This is a genomic window from Chitinophaga filiformis (assembly GCF_900102545.1).
Taxonomy (GTDB): domain Bacteria; phylum Bacteroidota; class Bacteroidia; order Chitinophagales; family Chitinophagaceae; genus Chitinophaga; species Chitinophaga filiformis.
Window position 1 is genome coordinate 1 of record NZ_FNBN01000014.1, and the last position, 18,353, is coordinate 18,353.

The window sequence follows — 18,353 nt, forward strand, 5'->3', positions numbered from 1 at the left end:
ACTATATATGTAGATGGTGCTTCCGTAGGTACAACCACTGCTAACGCCAGTGGAAATTATACCTTCACCGTACCAACAGCCCTGACTGACGGTACACATGCCTTCACAGCTACCGCTACTGATGCCGTAGGTAATGTCAGCGCACCGAGTGCAACACTGAATATCACCATCGATACGCAGAAACCGACAGTACCGACTATCACTACAGCCCAAACACTGACTAGTGATAATACGCCAACTGTAACAGGTACAGCGGAAGCTAACAGCACTGTAACTATCTATGTACACGGCAATGCAGTAGGTACAACCACAGCTACCGCTACTGGTAACTATACCTTCACCGTGCCGACGCCACTGTCTGACGGCACACACGCCTTCACCGCTACCGCTACAGATGCTGTAGGCAATGTTAGCGCTCCAAGTGCTACCCTGAATATCACTATTGATACTCAGAAGCCCACTGTGCCAACCATCACTACCGCTCAAACACTGACTAGTGACAACACGCCAACAGTAACAGGTACCGCAGAAGCTAACAGCACCGTAACTATCTATGTAGACGGCAATGCAATAGGTACAACCACAGCTAACGCTACTGGTAACTACACCTTCACCGTTCCGACGCCACTGTCTGACGGCACACATGCCTTCACTGCTACAGCTACAGATGCTGTAGGCAATGTCAGCGCACCAAGTGCAACACTGAATATTACTATTGATACTCAGAAGCCAACAGTACCAACTATCACCACGGCTCAGACCCTGACTAGTGATAATACACCGACTGTAACCGGCACAGCAGAAGCTAACAGCACCGTAACTATCTATGTAGACGGCAATGCAGTAGGTACAACCACAGCTAACGCTACTGGTAACTATACCTTCACCGTGCCAACTCCACTTTCAGACGGCACACATGCATTCACCGCTACTGCTACAGACGTAGTAGGTAATGTCAGCGCACCAAGTGCTACCCTGAATATCACTATCGATACGCAGAAGCCAACTGTACCGACTATCACTACCGCTCAAACATTGACTAGTGACAACACACCAACTGTAACCGGTACTGCGGAAGCTAATAGTACTGTTACAATATATGTAGCCGGTAACGCAGTAGGGACAACTACCGCTAATGCCAGTGGCAACTATACATTCACGGTACCAGTACCGCTGTCCGATGGTACTTATGCCTTCACAGCTACAGCTACTGATGCAATAGGTAACGTTAGCGTACCAAGCGCCACCCTGAATATCACTATTGATACACAGGCCCCGGCGCCACCAACTATCACTACTGCACAGACATTAACCAATGATAACACGCCAACTGTAACCGGTACAGCAGAAGCCAACAGCACTGTCACAATCTATGTAGATGGCAATGCAGCAGGAACCACCACAGCTGATGCCAGTGGTAAATACACCTTCACAGTGCCAGCCTCACTGTCCGATGGTACCCACGCATTCACCGCTACTGCAAAAGACGCTGTAGGTAATGTGAGTGCTCCAAGCGCTACCCTGAATATCACTATCGATACGAAGGCGCCTCAGGCACCAACCATCACTACAGACAAAACACCTACCAGTGATAACACGCCAACCGTAACCGGTACTGCGGAAGCTAACAGTACGGTGACGATCTACCTGGGTGGTAACGTCGCTGGCACCACCAAGGCAGACGCAAGCGGCAACTATACATATACGTTCAATCCGTCCCTGGCTGACGGTAACTATACTATTACCGCAACGGCAACAGATGCCGCCGGTAATACCAGCGCACACAGCCCGGCCTTAAATATCACCATTGATGCAGCTGCTCCGGCAACGCCAGCTGCGCCTCAACTGATCGGTGGCACAAATGGCATCATTAATGATGCCACGCCATCTATCAAAGGTGACGCAGAAGCCAACAGTACCGTAACCGTGTACGTAGATGGCAAACCTGTCGGCACCACAAAAACTGACGCCAGCGGTCATTACACTTATACATTTGACCCTGCATTGGCAGACGGACCACACGATATCACCGTGACAGCGACAGATGCCACCGGTAATACCAGCGGACAAAGTCCGGCGCTGCCCATCGTGATCGATACACAGGCGCCAGCTGTGCCAACAGTTACGACCGATAAATCACCTACCAACGACAATACGCCGACTATCAACGGTAAAGCAGAACCGAATAGCACCGTAACAGTCTATGTAGATGGTAAACCTGCCGGTACAACAACCGCAGACAATAACGGTAACTATAGCTATACCTTTAATCCGGCATTGGCCGACGGTAACCACGACGTTACCACAACCGCTACAGATGCTGCAGGTAATACCAGTGCACAGACACCACCGCTGAGCCTCAGTGTGGATACCAAAGCACCTGCTGCTCCGACCATCGTACTGGAAACAACCAGCAACAATGGTGTGATCACTACCACTAAACCAACGATCTCAGGTGCGGCAGAACCTAACAGCACAGTAACAATCTATGTAGATGGGGTCGTAGCTGGTACTACAACAGCAGATGCCAGCGGGCATTATACCTATACTTTCAATCCTGGTTTATCTCAGGGCGCTCATGCAATCACGGCGACAGCTACCGATGCAGCGGGCAATACCAGCTTGCCAGGCGGCCCGCTTTCCTTCTCGATCGATGCAATGGCGCCGGGTATTCCTTCAGCACCGGTATTACCTGGTATAAATATCCCGGGTCTCGTAAATACCGGCACTCCAAGGATCACCGGTAGAGGAGAGCCAGGTACGATAATCACTGTGTATACCGATGACAAGCCGGTCGGTACGGCTGAGGTAAACGCTAATGGCGACTGGTCTTACACTTATGATCCTGCGCTGACGGAAGGTGCGCACAACATCACTGTCACCGCCTCCGATAAAGAAGGAAATGAAAGTGGGCATAGTAACCAGGTCGTAATGACCGTGGATCTCACCAGACCGGATGTATCCCTGTTGACACGGGCCAAAGAACCATTGAATGCTCCTGCAGTCTTTACGTTTACCTTCTCTGAAGATGTGATAGGCTTCGAAGCAACAGATATCAATGTTAACAATGGTACCGTGAAGGAAATCAAACAACTGTCGCCTAGCATTTATGATGTGGTTATTGTACCACTCGAAAACGGGATAATGACAGTGAACGTTCCGGCGGACAAGGCAACTGACATGGCTGGTAATGGTAATGCGGTTTCCAGTACCCTGGCTCTCCGTATAAAATTCGGAATGAGTATAGAGATCGTCTATCCAATGCCGGCATCTGATGTAGTGAACGTACGCTTCAACGGCTTTGATTTCGGAGAGGTTACTTATACGATGACAAGTATGGCAGGTCAGGTATTGCTGCAGCAGGATGGTATTGTGAAGAATGGCATACTGACCTTCAATACACAGCGTGTTCCTTCCGGTACTTACGTACTGTACATCAGGATGAAAGACCACAGCTTTAACACTACGGTCGTAATAGCAAGATAACAACTGATAATCCCGGCAACCAGCCTGTGTTGCCGGGACTACATAAATCAATTGAGATGATACGTTTCTGTTTCCGTTCTGCAGCACTGGTATTTCTGATAGGAACAGTTCTGCCCGTTATATCACATGCACAGGAGAAAACTATTAATGTGGCTACATCTGCCGCACCTTTCCTGAGGATATCTCCGGATGCCCGTGCCGGTGGAATGGGAGAAATAGGCATTGCCACAAAGGCGGATGCTAACGCGCCCTTCTATAATTTGTCTAAGATTGTCTTTGCAGAAGCGCCAAATGGTGTAGCTGTTTCCTATGTACCCTGGTTGAGAGCAATCAGTAACAAGATTTACCTGGCTACTGTCAGTGGTTATCACAAACTGGATGATAACCAGGCAATAACCGGGGCACTCCGGTATTTTAACCTGGGCAATATCCAGTTTGCAGATGCTTCCGGTAATCCGCTGGGTAGTTCCAGTCCCCGGGAGTTCTCACTAGAAGGAGGCTATGCCCGTAAGCTGGGAAGCCGCTTGAGTCTTGCATTGGCGGCACGTTACATCTACTCAAAACTGGCCAGCGGCAACGCCAACAATTCTGGAGTCAATTACAAAGCCGGTAATGCATTCGGAGTGGATATCTCCATGACTTACAACGCGGTGAACGAAGAAGGAAAGGGCCTGGTAACCGGCGCTACGCTTACCAACCTGGGCTCACGAGTGAATTACAGTAACAACAGCGCTGCCAAAGAATACCTGCCCTCCAATTTTGGAGCAGGGGTAGCTTATAATCTGCCGATGCAGGAAGGCCATAAATTCACTTTCGGCCTCGATCTCAATAAGATGCTGACACCTGTCATTCCAAATGATTCGGCAGGCATTGCCTCTTATTACGACTACAGTGTCGTGAAAAGCTGGTTTAAATCCTTTAGCAGTGCCAACGGCGGCTTGAAATCCTTCCAGATATCCCTGGGCTGCGAATACAGTTATAAGGATCAATTTTTCATGCGCACTGGCTATTTCTATGAAGATAAATACCATGGCGACCGTAATTATCTGACCGCTGGCGTTGGGTATAAATATGGTTCGGCTATGATCAATATCGCCTACATAGTACCATCCGGTAGTGGCGCCACCAGGAGCCCACTGTCCAATACATTGCGTTTTGGCGCTACCGTGGACCTTCCCTGGAAATAGATTGTCTTTATCCCTGTCCTATATATCCACTACCTATGATGGCTCGTCTTCCCGGCGGGCCATTTGTTTCTTATTTAAATTATTTATATTTGTTATACCTAATCGGCATTTTCCCTAAACCTAAACCCAAAACCTATGATTTTCATTTATGGACGCAACAGTTTCAAAGTAAAGGCTGTTCAGCTGTCGGAAATCGGTATACACACTGAAGTTCCAGGGGTGGTACAATTCGAATACAGGCAACAATATGCACATCTGTACTATATCCCAATGTTTCCCATTGGGTCACAGTGGTGTGTGCGTAAGACAGACAACAAGCTCTATGAGGTAAACCATGAATTGTTGCCAACATTGAATGCTTTGCCAAGGCCTAAAAGGGGATGGCTTGCTTTTGCCGGTCCTATTATTGCTGCGCTGGTATTCATTTATTTCCGGATTTTCGTTTAAGAATTATTACAGCATATGAAATACAAAAGGGGGTATCGGGAGATACGCCCTTTTTCGTTTTCCGGGAAAGGGAATTGCGCAAAAATTAACCGTTCCTCCTATACTTTTCTTGTGGTGATTGTTTTTTTGTATTTTCATTGTCATACCGTGCCACGTTAAACACAAAAAACATGAGTTCAAGAAGACAATTTATGCAACAGGCTGGCCTGATAGCCGCCGGTGTTATGATCAACCCATCTGGTATTTTCAGCAGAGCCCGCGAAAATACAGTTAACAAAATAGGCATCCAGTTATATACCCTGCGTGACCAGCTGGCAAAAGACGTGAAAACCACCATTGAGAAGGTAGCCCAAACCGGCTATAGCCATGTTGAGACATTCTACGGTTATAAAGCGCCTGATCAGAAGGAACAGTTCTGGGGATTGGATCCTAAAGGTTTGAAGGCCCTGTTGAAAGACAACAATCTCGCCACCCACAGTGGACACTATCAGCTGAACGATTACCTGACCCGCGGAAAGGGGAGTGATGAAGCACTGAAAGTACAACTCGGCATTGCAAATGAACTGGGACAGCAATATCTTGTTGTACCGGTACCTCCGGTGGGTTTGTGGGATAAGATGACTGCTGATGACTATAAGTTCATTGCAGAACAACTGAACAAAGCAGGGGAGCTGGCTAAGAAATCTGGCCTGAAAATCGGGTATCATAATCACTACTGGGAATTCAGACAGCTGCCCGATGTAAAAGCCTCCGGATATGAGCTCATGCTGAAAGGAACCGATCCTTCTCTGGTAACTTTTGAGCTGGATCTCTTCTGGGCCATTAAAGCCGATGTGGATCCTGTAGCGTTATTCAAAAAATATCCCGGCCGTTTCTCCATGTGGCATGTGAAAGACATTGATAAATCAGCTACAGAGAAAATTGCCGGCGGTGATGCAGATCATAAAACCGCCATGGAGATCCTGCCTCATGTGAAATTCGCAGAGGTAGGCACCGGCGCTGTTGATTTCAAAGACATCTTTGCCAATGCCAGCTTAGCAGGCGTGAAATATGCTTTCGTAGAACAGGACAAGATCACTATTGATCCGTTTGAAAGTATTAAGAAGAGTTACGGATATGTGAAAAGTAATTTGCTGAAAGCTTAAGAACATATAGCATTAAGGATAAACAGGGGTAGATATGATTATCTGCCCCTGTTTGTTTCAGGATATGGCAGTCTTCTCAGGCAGATTGCTGCCACTGCGGACATTCCATTCCTTCAGCACCCCTATAACCCGCAGGATTTACGTAGTTCCTGAAAGGCCCCCGAATACGTATTTCCCGCAATGGTGGCCGATTTGAGAGTTTATAACGCCTTTTATTTTATCAGGAGTACCATTTACCTGCCAATTCTTGCCAGATAGGAATTGCCATTTTTCTTTTCTTGTGCGATGCTCTTACTTTGCCTCCATAAAAATTTTCACCCCGAAAAAATTACTAATTATGAAAATCGCAATGACAGCAGCAGCCGTACTTTTATGTATACAGGCATTTGCGCAGGACCCTCAAAAAGAAGAAAGAGAAGCACCAGAACTACTCTACAAAAGTGTTAAAAAAGCAACCATGACAGCTCCGGATGGACCGGATGGCGACGAGATCAGTAACAAGCCTGTAAGCAGCAGATTAAGGACAGTGACCCCTTCAAGAAAAATCAGTGCTGCCAAACAAGTGATATTTACAGAAGCAGATGCTCCCGGCATCGTAATGATGCGTGCCGGAAGTAGTAGCTGTGCTGCTCCCATCGTGGAAGAAGGCATGGATCCGGTATATGATGGCGTAAAAGCGCATATGCCATTGTACCTGCCTTACAAAAGCAGCAGCGTAGGTATCTGGCAGGGCTTTTACTACAATTGGGATAAAAACAACGACGGTAATAAAGATATTCACCGTGCCACTGACTATGGCAAAACTTCGGTCGACGCTAACGAAGACCCCACTTTTGGTGTGTATGCCATCGCTCCAGGTAAGGTCATTGATGTATATTGGTCAAATGGTGGTGGTAACATTATCGTTATCGAACACACCGCACTTGACGGATTTAAATATCGTAGCCGCTATCTGCATCTTCGTAACGGATACGATAATGACAGAGCGCTGGCTAAAAACTCTCCAACCGCCAAGTATAAAGCATTTGCAAAGAATGGCACTACCAGTAATTTATGCTGGGGTACCAACAGCCAGACTATTAAGGTCAAAAAGGATGACTATGTACAGGCCGGACAGTTCCTCGCTTATTCAGGTAATACCGGTTCCGGTGGTATTGGTGTAATCCTTAATGACGACGGTACGCTGACAAATCCAAATACAAAATCATTCAACGTGCACCTGCACTTTGAAACAGCTGTACTGGACACCCGCAACGGTCACAGTGGCGAATGGGTGAATGTAGATCCATATGGTACCTATAATCACAGTGGCGTTAGCTGTTATGATCTCGAATCAGTAACACCTTATGCCCGCTTATTTGCGCCGTTTTACCCCAGCTTCCATAATGTACCACTGAATATTGTAAACAAATTCTGGTCTTACTACACCGGTATGGGCATGGCATTACAGACAGTAAGCGTTGACCGCAATGGTAGCGATCTGTATGCTGCCGGTTCCTTTCAGTGGGGATTATCAGGAGAGTGGTACACACATTTTTATATGACAGGCGCGGTTTACCAAACTTATTTTAACACCTACAACGCAAAAGGTATGCGTCCCCGTCAGATATCAGTAACGAAAGATGGTAGCGGCAACCCACGTTTTTCTGTGATCTGGGAAAAGAACCCTGCCGGCCAGTCAGCTTATTCTATCCACAATGCAGATGACGCCAGCTTTAATAATGCATGGAATACATATGTTACCAGCAAGAAATGGCATGTACAGGAACATGTGGACTATACAGTTGGTGGCAAAAGATTGCATGCTGCGGTTTTTGTAAATAAACCTAACGACAATGGCTTCTATCTGTACTACGGTATGAACTCAACGGACTTCAATAATAAGTTCAACGAATTATATCCTAACTGGGAGCTAAAGAGCATCTGTGTGAATGGCAGCCAGGTAGGAGGCGTATGGCGTCCTAAAAAGAATAATTACGCTGCTTATTACGGCATGACATCCGCAGACTATCAATCCAAATTTAACCAGTTTACGTCTCAGGGATTACGTTTGGTGAAGGTGCAGAATTACGACGACAATGAACGTTTCAGCGCCGTATGGAGTAAGTAAACTCATACCGGTATAAAAATGCCGTCCTGGAGAGCCAGGACGGCGTTTCCTATTTGTTCACGTTTATGTCGTGCTTTGACCACATTGTTATTATGTCAGTCGCGACCTTTCGGTGCCTGTCTTGGAATGTTCTTCCTGGCCCCAGGTGGTTCGACATTTTTGTCAATGAGTGATTCCAATGAATAGAACCGGCTGTCCATCTGGATCTCCATTGCAGTAAACCTTTGTTCAATGTCTATCTGCCTTGATTCTATCATCGCTACTTTTTTCTCCACGACGGTTACCCTTTCTCCCATTACCTTGAATTCCTCCCTGACTTCATTTCGGAAATCATTCAGGTTAGTTTCCAGTGCATCTACTCTTTCTGTAAGCATATCCACCTTCTTCTCCAGTGCTATCACTCTATCGGTAAGTTTATCAACTTTTACCGCCAGTACCTCCACTTTTAGTGTGAGAGCATCTACCTTTGCCTCTATATTGGTCAATCTGGCCTCCATATTAATCGTTCGTTCTCCCAAATTGTCCAATGTTGTCTGCATATTAGTCAATAGTGTTACTATATGCCGGACTGCGTCAGCTCCAAATGTAAGTTCCATAACAAAAAAGATGTTTGTATAAATGATAGGTTAAAAAATGGTAACCCACTAAGCCCGATACAGATCTAGCCCCCCTTACGAGTTTCCACGTGTGGTTCAGCACTAGCTTTTGCGCCCATCATTTCCATTGCGTCAAGAACAGCAGCCATCGTCATTTCTAACTTTATCAGCAGTGCCAGTATTCGCTGCATTGTATCAGCTCCAATTCTAAATTCCATAGTAAAAAATGTTTTTGTATAAATGATTGGTTAAAAAGTGGAGTCTCACTAAACCCGATACAGGATTAGTCTTCCGTTCCCGTGTGTGGTTCAATACTGGTTTTCTGTCCCGCATTTCCAGACCCTTCTGTCATCCTGGTTAGGATTGCTTGTATATTGATCATTACGGCCTCCATATTGGTCAATAGTGCTATTACATGCTGACCTATGTCAGTCCCCGGTGTTAATTCCATAACTAAACATGTTTTTGCAAAATGATTGATTAAAAGTGATCTCTATCCTGTTACGGATTAGTCTTCCGTTCCAGTTTCCTTAGTCGGTTGCGCATCAGTCTTCTCCTCCTCCTTCTTTGTTTCTCCTTTGAATGCATCTGCTCTTATAATGAATATCTCTTCCTCCGTAGGAGTTATAATGTTAATATTTACATTATTTACTACTACCTGAACTGGTTGTGCTGGATCAGCTTTAACTGTGAATTCCATGATCATAAAAGTTGTTTTTTTTAAATAAATGATTGGTTAGAAAATAATATATCGGACAATAGACCTCCCTTCCCGCTTACCCGCGGTAAACAGAACCTCCATGCTAACAAGTCTTTAAAATGCCGTCCTCCAGTGCCAGACAACGAGGGCAATAAATCCTCATCCGTCTTACCTCGCGGTAAAACAGGCACTGTGACAATTTCAATTATTAGGGTGTGATGATGCCAGCAAAAGATTGATTGCGGCAATGCGTAGTCGGGACGTCTACAAACAAATCAATAGGTCAACGATATTAAGCAGGCTTTGATACAACCTCATTGCGTGGGTATCGCTTTCTGCTCTTTCTCTTTTTAGGATGCTGCTGCTCGGTACCCGGAAATAATATCGGTAGTTGAGCAGGTATTTTCTGCATTATCATAAAAACAGTTTTCACATGAATAATGGTTGGCTTCAATCAGAAAAGTAATAACCTTTCAAATTTTATAACCCTTCGATCAGAAAGGTATGGAACTGTGTCTATCCTAAGATAACTGTACTTATCCTGAAGATAACTGTGTCTATCCGGAAGATAAACACAGTTATCCTATGGCGGATTGATAATTTCTATCATAAACAAACAATGGTTTTTTATTACCCCTCAAAAGTATTAAACACTTTTCGGTTTTCCCTTGTTCATTTTGTTCATTCCCACATTCATCACCACACTTCCGGCCAGCAGCAATAACATTGCTATATAACTTGATACTGATAGTTTAATGCCGGTATAATAAGATGACGGCTCAAATCGGAATGTGATCGTATGTTTCCCCGCTGGTACCTGCATCCCACGCAATGCATAATCTACGCGGCAATAAGGCGCTGGCTGCTCATCAATGAACGCATGCCAGCCCTGCTCATAATACACCTCAGAAAACACTGCAAATTGCGGAGTACTTGCCATACTGTTATAACTAATCTCATTCAGATTGTTTGCAATAAGACTGATAGTCGCAGTAGAATCAAAAGACGGATTGTCTTTAATCAACGCCTTATATCGCTGGTCTATCACCACGGAATCCTTTGTATCCAGATGATCAAGCGCTTTCATCTCTGCGTCCGCATCCTTCGCCCACAGGATGTGCTTTACAAACCAGGCATTACCCAATGCATCAGGGTTTCTCTGCGCAACAGGATGCCCGTCATTTCCAGGTACGATCACATATTTTGTATTGAGCATGTTAAGCACGCTGATATTATTACGACTGATCTGCCGCTCAATCAGATCAGCATACAATTGTAGTTTAGCCGCATGATAACCGCCTATACTCTTATGAAAATAAGACGTCATTGCATCCTCAAATGGGGAAGCCGTGAGATTCAACACTCTGTAGTAAGGGTCTTTATCCTGCAATATCTGCTGATCTGCTTCTGACGCCTGGAACGGTTGACTGTAGCTGTTTTCGTCTATAAAGCTCTCTGCATTCAGATAGCGGTTGTCGACCTGCAGAAGATCAACCACAATTAACAGCGAAATGCCTGCCAGCAACCAGGTGGCATTAAAACGGTTCTTAAGGAATAACCATAACAGCAGAAAAGCGAGGCCTGTGAAAATTACAGTCCGCAATACATCATTATGATACAGGTCTTGTCTATCCACATACAGGGCTGTCATCAGCTCATCTGCTGCCTGCGTGTTACCCGCAAACATTTGCGTCAACCTTGAACGGAATACATCATCTCCACCGGGATTCCCAGCATCGTTGGTGGCATTTGTAAACCTGGCCCCAAAGGATGCTGCATAGATCACCAACAGCATGCCTGCAATGATCATTCCTGTCCATTTCAACTTCCGCTGCAGCTCTTCACGCGACAACTTTCCACTGATCAGCTCCTGCAATGTGAGCGCCGCCAATGCGGCAAATGAAAGCTGGGTAATGATCAATGCCTGTGATGGTGCACGGAACTTGTTATACATCGGGAAATGATCGAACATAAAATAGTTGAACACTGAAAAATTGCTGCCCCAGGCCAGTAAAATACCCAAAACACTGATGGCAATCAGCCACCATTTATGCCATGACCGGATAACAAAAAGCCCCAGTAATGCCAGCAGGCAAATAACGGCGCCCATATATACAGGTCCGGAAGTACCCAGAACAGATTGATCGCCCCAATAAAGATTCCAGTGTTTGGTCGCCTCCTGCGCACTGGGTTCCGGTACGCCCATCGATACCAGTTTCTTATATGTCTCTGAGCTGTTACTCAATGCTCCGGAAGAGCTGCCGCCATATATATCTGGCACCAGCATAGTAAAGGTTTCAAATTTGCCATAACTCCAGCGGAAAGCGTACTCCCTGTCTAATCCCCCCTTGCTTTTATCTGCTGATGTTCCCGGTAGCGGCGTCAGTTCCGAGGTGCCGCCACGGGTACTCTCTTTGGAATATTCATAGGTCGTCCATAAGGTGAGTGCATTGGATCCCAGTGCAAGCACCAGTGCTAGTATGGTCAGCAGTCCGCTGATAATAAGATGTTTATATTGTTTTTGAACAATGCAGTATACTGTATAAACGATAGCAACCACTGCCAGCACCAGGAAGAAATAATAGGTGATCTGCAGGTGATTGGCGCCTACCAGGTAAGTAAGGAACAGCGCCATAATACCCGTTCCCAATAGATATTTTTTACGTACGATCAGCACAAAGCCTGCTATTACCCCCGGCAGATAGGCCAGTGCCAGCATCTTGGTTTCATGCCCCGTCACGATAATAATAGGCGAATAACTGGCATAGGTATACGCTACCGCTCCCACAAACCCTACCCAGGAATTAGTGCCCAGCACAATACATAACAGGTAAAAGCATAGCGCAGAGAGGAACAAGACATCTATCGGTTTGGGTAATCCGAAGGTCAGGATTGCCGGAATGTAACCGGTAAAAGTATACGGCGTTTCCATCGCTATCTGGTAGGTAGGCATCCCGCCGAATGCACTGGTCGTCCACAATGGGGTTACACCATGCGTCTGCTTAAATTGCATGGCTTCCCTGGACATTGCCTGCCATTGCGCATTGTCACTCTGGCTGAGTATTTTGCCATTCAGGGCCGGCTTACAATAGATAACAGAAAGCACCAACAGCCCTAGTATAGCAAGTGCATGTGGCAACAAAGTATTCAAACGGGTGATCATAACGATGTGATGTAAATGAATAGTGAATATAGAAATAGTTTAAATAAAAAAGGAGCCCTGTTTATTACAGCGCTCCTTTTTACTATCTGCTACAGGAAAGAGTTATTTCTCTTCTTCCTTTTCCTTATCTTTTTCTTTCTGCACATTACAGATGTGCACCTTTGCAATACGGTGCTGGTCCATTTTAATCACTTCCAGCTTCAGGTTCCTCCAGCTGATACTATCACCGGTAGTTGGAATTTTACCCATCCTGTCTAATATAAATCCGCCCAGCGTTACGAAATTGGCAATATTTACTTTCTGCGGATCAGCGTCTATACCCATCAACTCCAGGAACTCTACGAATGGCAACTGACCATCTACCAGCAGACTGCCATCTTCATTGCGGATCACCTCATACTCAAATTCATTTGTTTCAGAGATATCTCCTACAAGCGCATCCACGATATCGTTGATGGTAACCAGACCTTTGATAGACCCGAATTCATCCACTACCATTGCCTGGTAGATACGTTCTCTTTTGAACAGCTCCAGCAGCTGATAAGCCCTGTTATGAACAGTCACTACCAGCAGTTTCCGGCTGATACTGTCCAGGTTATTGATCACCTCATTGAAATTCTCACTGAGAAGGTCCTTGGAATACACAAAACCTGTCGTATGATCCAAGTCCTCTTTTGCAAGAGGATAAACCGTATGTTTCTGTGAAAGGATCTTGGCTTTATTTACTTCAGGATCGTCCGTAATGTCCAGCCATACCACCTCATTACGGGGTGTCATCAGGGCAGATACCTGGCGGTCGCCCAGGTTGAACACGTTCTGTATCAGTGCTTTCTCGGTTTCTTCAATCACGCCTCCCTGGTGACTTTCAGCGATAATCACGCGGAGCTCTTCTTCCGTGTGGATGTCTTCATGCTCATGCACCGGGCGGATACCCACCATGCGCAGTATCACGTTGGCAAGACCGTTGAGTATCCAGATGAAAGGTCTGAACACCACGTAGAACAATTTCAGCGGCAGCGCAACGGTAAAGGTCGTAGGCACCGGTTTGCGTATGGCCAGTGATTTAGGCGCCAGTTCCCCGAATACGATATGCAGTATGGTAATGCTCAGGAAGGCAAAGGGAATGGCTATTTTATGCGCGGTTGCTTCTTCCAGGTTGAGATGTAATGCCTGAAAAAGTTGGATGATCAGTGTTGTAGTCACTTTTTCGCCTACCCAGCCCAATCCAAGTGAGGCAAGGGTGATTCCCAGCTGGGTGGCTGCAAGATAACCGTCCAGGTTATTAACAATACTTTTGGCCATCTGCGAAACCGTCTTACTACGGCCGGAATTGACTTCTATCTGCGAGGACCGGACTTTCACAATCGCAAATTCTGCTGCCACAAAAAATCCGTTCAGCAGTACCAGGAAGATGGTGAAAAATATGTCTAATGTCATGTATGATGTGTCTTAATTTATACTAAGGATTCTTAAGATAGTACTAATTTGCCTGTTTAGGTCTATGCAGGTCACCCCAATCAGAAATGATCTGCAACATATGTCTCATAGACTGACCGTCGCTTGTAAGCTCATATTCCACTCTTGGCGGCACTTCCGCATATACCAGCCGTTTAATCAGCCCGTCCTTTTCCAGCTCCCGTAACTGCAATACAAGAATGCGCTCGGATACATCAGGAATGTTCTTTTTTAGTTCGCTATACCGTAATTTACCTCCCAGGAGCGCCCAGAGTATCGTTGGCTTCCACCTTCCTCCAATCAGATCGAGCGTATAAGCCATCCCGCAATTTACGTGTATCTTATTCCTGTTCAATGTATTAGTTGAGCTTTCCTTTCTCATTACTTACATTTTTGTCAGTACTTAATAATCTTGTCAGTACCTGTAAAATTAACGCTACCGCTTTACTTTTACAAACAATTAAGAAAAATAGTTATTATGAAACATCTTGAAAACAAGGTCGCATTAGTGACTGGTGGCAGCCGTGGCATGGGCGCCGCCATCGTAAAACAACTGGCTGAAGAAGGCGCAAATGTAGCATTTACCTATGTCCGTTCTGCTGAAAAGGCCCGGCAGCTGGCTGCTGAGGTTTCGAAATCAACTGGTCAAATGGTACTTGCCCTGGCGGCAGACAATGCCTCCGATACCGCGGTAACAGCTGCTGTGGAAGAAGTAGCCAGTAAACTCGGAGGAATAGACATCCTGGTGAACAATGCCGGTATCTACGAAAAGAAACCACTGGAAGAGCAAACGGCGGCGGATTATGATGAAATGATGGATATCAATGTGAAGGCTGTATATATGGCTTCGATTACCGCCATGAAACACATGAAAGCAGGAGGGAGGATTATCAGTATCGGCAGCAATATGGCCGACCGTGTAGCTGGTCCCGGCGCCACGCTTTATGCAACAAGCAAGGCTGCACTGAAAGGCTTTACAAAAGGACTGGCCAGGGAACTCGGTCCCAAAGGCATTACGGTGAACCTCGTGCAGCCCGGTCCGATAGATACTGATATGAACCCGGCTAACAGCGCGCATGCCGACATGGTCCGCTCTATGATGGCATTGCAACACTATGGCCATGTATCAGACATCGCCGGCATCGTAAGCTTCCTGGCAAGCCCGAAAAGCGGATTTATCACGGGCGCCTTCCTGACAATAGACGGTGGCTTTAGCATCTGATAAAAGGATACGGCCTTCAATGTGGTATTAACCCAATGATACAGAATAGAGTGACGTCCCTATTCTGTTCATTACAGACGGTCTCTGACATTCATTCCTGAAAATTGTAATCTTTCAAAAAAAAATTATAGCTTATGAGCCAATATTAACCATTCAACGTTATGATCAAACAGATCGCGATCGCTTTTGTCGCCACACTGGCCCTGCAACCCGCCAGTGCCCAGATGAAGAAAATCTCCTTAACTACAGACCATACCGAGCTAGTCTTCTCTGTTGACCCGAAAGGAAAGTTATTCCAGAGTTACCTGGGAAGCAGGTTGACAGGAAATAATGACCTGCCACAAGGGAATCATGAAGCCTATATTCCTGCCGGTATCAACAACCTGTTCGAACCTGCTGTCAGCGTGACCCATGCTGACGGAAATCCCTCACTGGAACTCTTATATTCCTCTTTATCAGTAGATTCAGCTGTTTCAGGTGTAACTGCGTATACGATTACGCTGAAAGATCCGCAGTACCCTTTTGAGGTATTGCTGCATGTTGACTGTTACAGGAAAGATGATATTTTCAGGAGCTGGACCGAGATCCGCCATAAGGAGAAAGGTCCCGTTACACTGAATAATTTTGCCTCTTCCATGCTGCACTTCGATGCACGCAGATACTGGCTGACCAACTTCCACGGCGACTGGGCGGAAGAAGCTAAAATGAAGGATAATGAACTGACCAGCGGTACAAAGATCCTTGATACCAAACTGGGTACCAGGGCCGATATGTACCAGTCTCCATTCTTTTTCATGTCCCTGAATGAGCCTTCCACAGAAACACATGGTGAACTGATTGCGGGTACCCTCGCATGGACAGGCAATTTCCGCTTCGCCTTTGAAGTAGATGAACATAACTCCCTACGCATGGTGACAGGCATGAACACCTACGCATCGCAGTATAAACTACAGCCTGATCAATCATTTATAACACCAGGTTTTCTCTTTACCTATTCTAATACCGGAAGAGGAACTGCCAGCCGTAATTTCCATCACTGGGCCAATAAATGGGGTGTATTAAACGGGGATGTTCCCAGAACGATACTATTGAACAACTGGGAAGCAACAGGTTTCGATTTTAATGAAGAGAAACTGACAAACCTGCTTGATGATACAAAGAAACTAGGGGCAGATCTTTTCCTCCTGGATGATGGATGGTTTGCCAATAAATATCCCCGTAATGACGATAAAACTTCCTTAGGTGACTGGGAGGAAAACAGGACAAAACTGCCTCATGGCCTTGGCTACCTGGTGAAAACAGCTGCTGCCAAAGGTGTGAAATTCGGTATCTGGGTAGAGCCTGAAATGGTCAACCCTAAAAGCGAACTGTATGAAAAACATCCTGACTGGATACTGAAACTGCCTAACCGTGAGGAAGATTATTTCCGTAATCAGCTGGTGCTGGACCTGTTGAACCCTAAAGTGCAGGATTTTGTATTTGGAGTACTGGACAATATGCTGACGGCTAACCCCGGCATTGCTTATATCAAATGGGATTGTAACCGTATGATCACCAATGCGTGGTCGCCTTACCTGAAAGATAATCAGTCAGCCCTGTACATTGACTATGTACGCAGTCTGTATAAAGTACTGGGCCGCCTGAGAGCTAAATATAAAGATATTCCCATCATGCTTTGCTCCGGTGGCGGCGGCCGTGTGGATTATGGCGCATTGCCCTATTTCACCGAATTCTGGCCCAGCGATAATACTGACGCATTTGAAAGGGTATTCATTCAATGGGGTTACTCTTATTTCTTTCCGTCTTTTACGATTGCCTGTCACGTGACTTCCTGGGGGAAACAGTCCCTGAAGTACCGTACCGATGTAGCTATGATGGGCCGCCTGGGATATGATATCAACGTCGATAAATTCACACCGGAGGAACTGGCTTTCAGTCAGCAGGCGGTGAACAATTACAGGCGTTTATACCCTGTTATCAGTCATGGAGACCTATACCGCCTCATATCACCATATGAGGAAAACAGGGCCGTGCTGATGTATGTAAATGATGTAAAGGATAAAGCTGTGGTATTCTCCTACAACCTGCACACCCGTTATGGAGAGAGCTTCCCGAACGTACGGTTTGAAGGCCTGAATGCCACAAAACAGTACAAGGTAGAAGAGATTAATACCGCTGATGGAAAAGCCAGCAACTGGAAAGAGAACGGAAAAGTGTTTACGGGAGATTATCTGATGAAGGTGGGCTTACCGGTATCCGGAAGAAGAGAATTATCCAGTATGGTGCTTGAACTGACTGGCATATAACATTTACAGCCAGATATTTAAGAGCGCCCTTTATGTAGCGGGCGCTCTCAATATTTATCATACCTGTTATTCACTGCTGTAAGGTATCATATCAGCGCATGAAACCCATAGCACTGCTCGTTTTCGTAAATGAAGCAGAATATTCTCAGAGGAACAGCATCAGGGCGAGGGTAATAAGCGCCGGCAATGCCTGTACGAAGAAGATACGCTTGCCTGCGGTCAATGCACCATAAATGCCTGCTATCGCTATACAGATCAGGAAGAAAGCGGCGACCTTCAATGACCATTCTGCATCTTCTATAAAGAATGACCAGATCAGTCCTGCGGCAAGGAAGCCGTTATAAAGTCCCTGATTACCGGCCAGTGTTTTAGTGGGTTCAAAGAGGTGTGCCGGCAGCTGTTTAAAGACCTTTGGTGCACGTGTGGTCCAGGCAAACATCTCCAGCCATAGGATATAGAGGTGCTCCAGGGCGCAAAAGCCAATGAGAAATTTAATTAAGAGCAACATAAGTAGTAATTTAGTGTAGGTTTTCGAT

15 protein-coding genes are annotated in these 18,353 nt (G+C 45.9%); 7 read left to right on the forward strand and 8 right to left on the reverse strand.

Features of this window, described 5'->3' with window-relative positions; translation table 11 throughout:
* The 5 genes from BLR32_RS32070 to BLR32_RS32090 all read left to right on the forward strand — a co-directional run.
* On the forward strand, positions 1-3,486 hold a 3,486-nt coding region (locus tag BLR32_RS32070; protein WP_143011667.1), incomplete at its 5' end, for an Ig-like domain-containing protein.
* 56 nt (positions 3,487-3,542) lie between these two features.
* Positions 3,543-4,673 carry a type IX secretion system outer membrane channel protein PorV gene (porV, locus tag BLR32_RS32075; protein ID WP_089838483.1) on the forward strand — a complete coding sequence of 377 codons (1,131 nt, stop codon included), beginning with the start codon at positions 3,543-3,545 and terminating at the stop codon, positions 4,671-4,673.
* Between the two features lie 135 nt (positions 4,674-4,808).
* The gene (locus BLR32_RS32080; protein WP_089838485.1) at positions 4,809-5,120 is read left to right on the forward strand and encodes a hypothetical protein; all 312 of its coding nucleotides are present in this window, start codon (positions 4,809-4,811) and stop codon (positions 5,118-5,120) included.
* Between the two features lie 170 nt (positions 5,121-5,290).
* Complete coding sequence (locus BLR32_RS32085; RefSeq protein WP_089838487.1) at positions 5,291-6,265, forward strand: sugar phosphate isomerase/epimerase family protein; 975 nt, start codon at positions 5,291-5,293, stop codon at positions 6,263-6,265.
* 337 nt (positions 6,266-6,602) lie between these two features.
* A complete protein-coding gene (locus tag BLR32_RS32090; protein ID WP_089838489.1) occupies positions 6,603-8,375 on the forward strand; it encodes a M23 family metallopeptidase in 1,773 nt (590 codons plus the stop codon).
* Between the two features lie 95 nt (positions 8,376-8,470).
* Here BLR32_RS32090 and BLR32_RS32095 read toward each other — a convergent pair whose 3' ends face one another.
* From BLR32_RS32095 to BLR32_RS32115, 7 genes are all read right to left on the reverse strand, one after another.
* The gene (locus tag BLR32_RS32095; protein ID WP_089838491.1) at positions 8,471-8,971 is read right to left on the reverse strand and encodes a coiled-coil domain-containing protein; all 501 of its coding nucleotides are present in this window, start codon (positions 8,969-8,971) and stop codon (positions 8,471-8,473) included.
* A 65-nt stretch (positions 8,972-9,036) separates the two neighbouring features.
* On the reverse strand, positions 9,037-9,189 hold the full coding sequence (locus BLR32_RS34195) for a hypothetical protein (RefSeq protein WP_176842502.1): 153 nt from the start codon (positions 9,187-9,189) through the stop codon (positions 9,037-9,039).
* Between the two features lie 65 nt (positions 9,190-9,254).
* On the reverse strand, positions 9,255-9,422 hold the full coding sequence (locus BLR32_RS34200) for a hypothetical protein (protein WP_176842503.1): 168 nt from the start codon (positions 9,420-9,422) through the stop codon (positions 9,255-9,257).
* A 57-nt stretch (positions 9,423-9,479) separates the two neighbouring features.
* Entirely contained in the window at positions 9,480-9,677 is a 198-nt protein-coding gene (locus BLR32_RS32100) for a hypothetical protein (RefSeq protein ID WP_089838493.1), read from the reverse strand.
* Between the two features lie 640 nt (positions 9,678-10,317).
* Positions 10,318-12,834: a YfhO family protein gene (locus tag BLR32_RS32105; protein ID WP_089838495.1), complete on the reverse strand. Its 2,517-nt coding sequence runs from the start codon at positions 12,832-12,834 to the stop codon at positions 10,318-10,320.
* A 102-nt stretch (positions 12,835-12,936) separates the two neighbouring features.
* The gene (locus BLR32_RS32110; RefSeq protein ID WP_089838498.1) at positions 12,937-14,271 is read right to left on the reverse strand and encodes a hemolysin family protein; all 1,335 of its coding nucleotides are present in this window, start codon (positions 14,269-14,271) and stop codon (positions 12,937-12,939) included.
* 43 nt (positions 14,272-14,314) lie between these two features.
* On the reverse strand, positions 14,315-14,671 hold the full coding sequence (locus BLR32_RS32115; protein ID WP_089838500.1) for a winged helix-turn-helix transcriptional regulator: 357 nt from the start codon (positions 14,669-14,671) through the stop codon (positions 14,315-14,317).
* Positions 14,672-14,767: 96 nt separating this feature from the next.
* On the opposite strand from BLR32_RS32115, the gene BLR32_RS32120 reads away from it, so the two are divergent.
* Positions 14,768-15,511, forward strand: a complete 744-nt coding sequence (locus BLR32_RS32120; protein ID WP_089838502.1) for an SDR family NAD(P)-dependent oxidoreductase — start codon at positions 14,768-14,770, stop codon at positions 15,509-15,511.
* Between the two features lie 161 nt (positions 15,512-15,672).
* Entirely contained in the window at positions 15,673-17,817 is a 2,145-nt protein-coding gene (locus BLR32_RS32125) for an alpha-galactosidase (protein ID WP_089838505.1), read from the forward strand.
* Between the two features lie 145 nt (positions 17,818-17,962).
* Here the strand turns inward: BLR32_RS32125 and BLR32_RS32130 are convergent, their stop codons facing one another.
* Positions 17,963-18,325 carry a DUF1304 domain-containing protein gene (locus BLR32_RS32130; protein WP_089838507.1) on the reverse strand — a complete coding sequence of 121 codons (363 nt, stop codon included), beginning with the start codon at positions 18,323-18,325 and terminating at the stop codon, positions 17,963-17,965.
* Positions 18,326-18,353 lie beyond the last annotated feature (28 nt).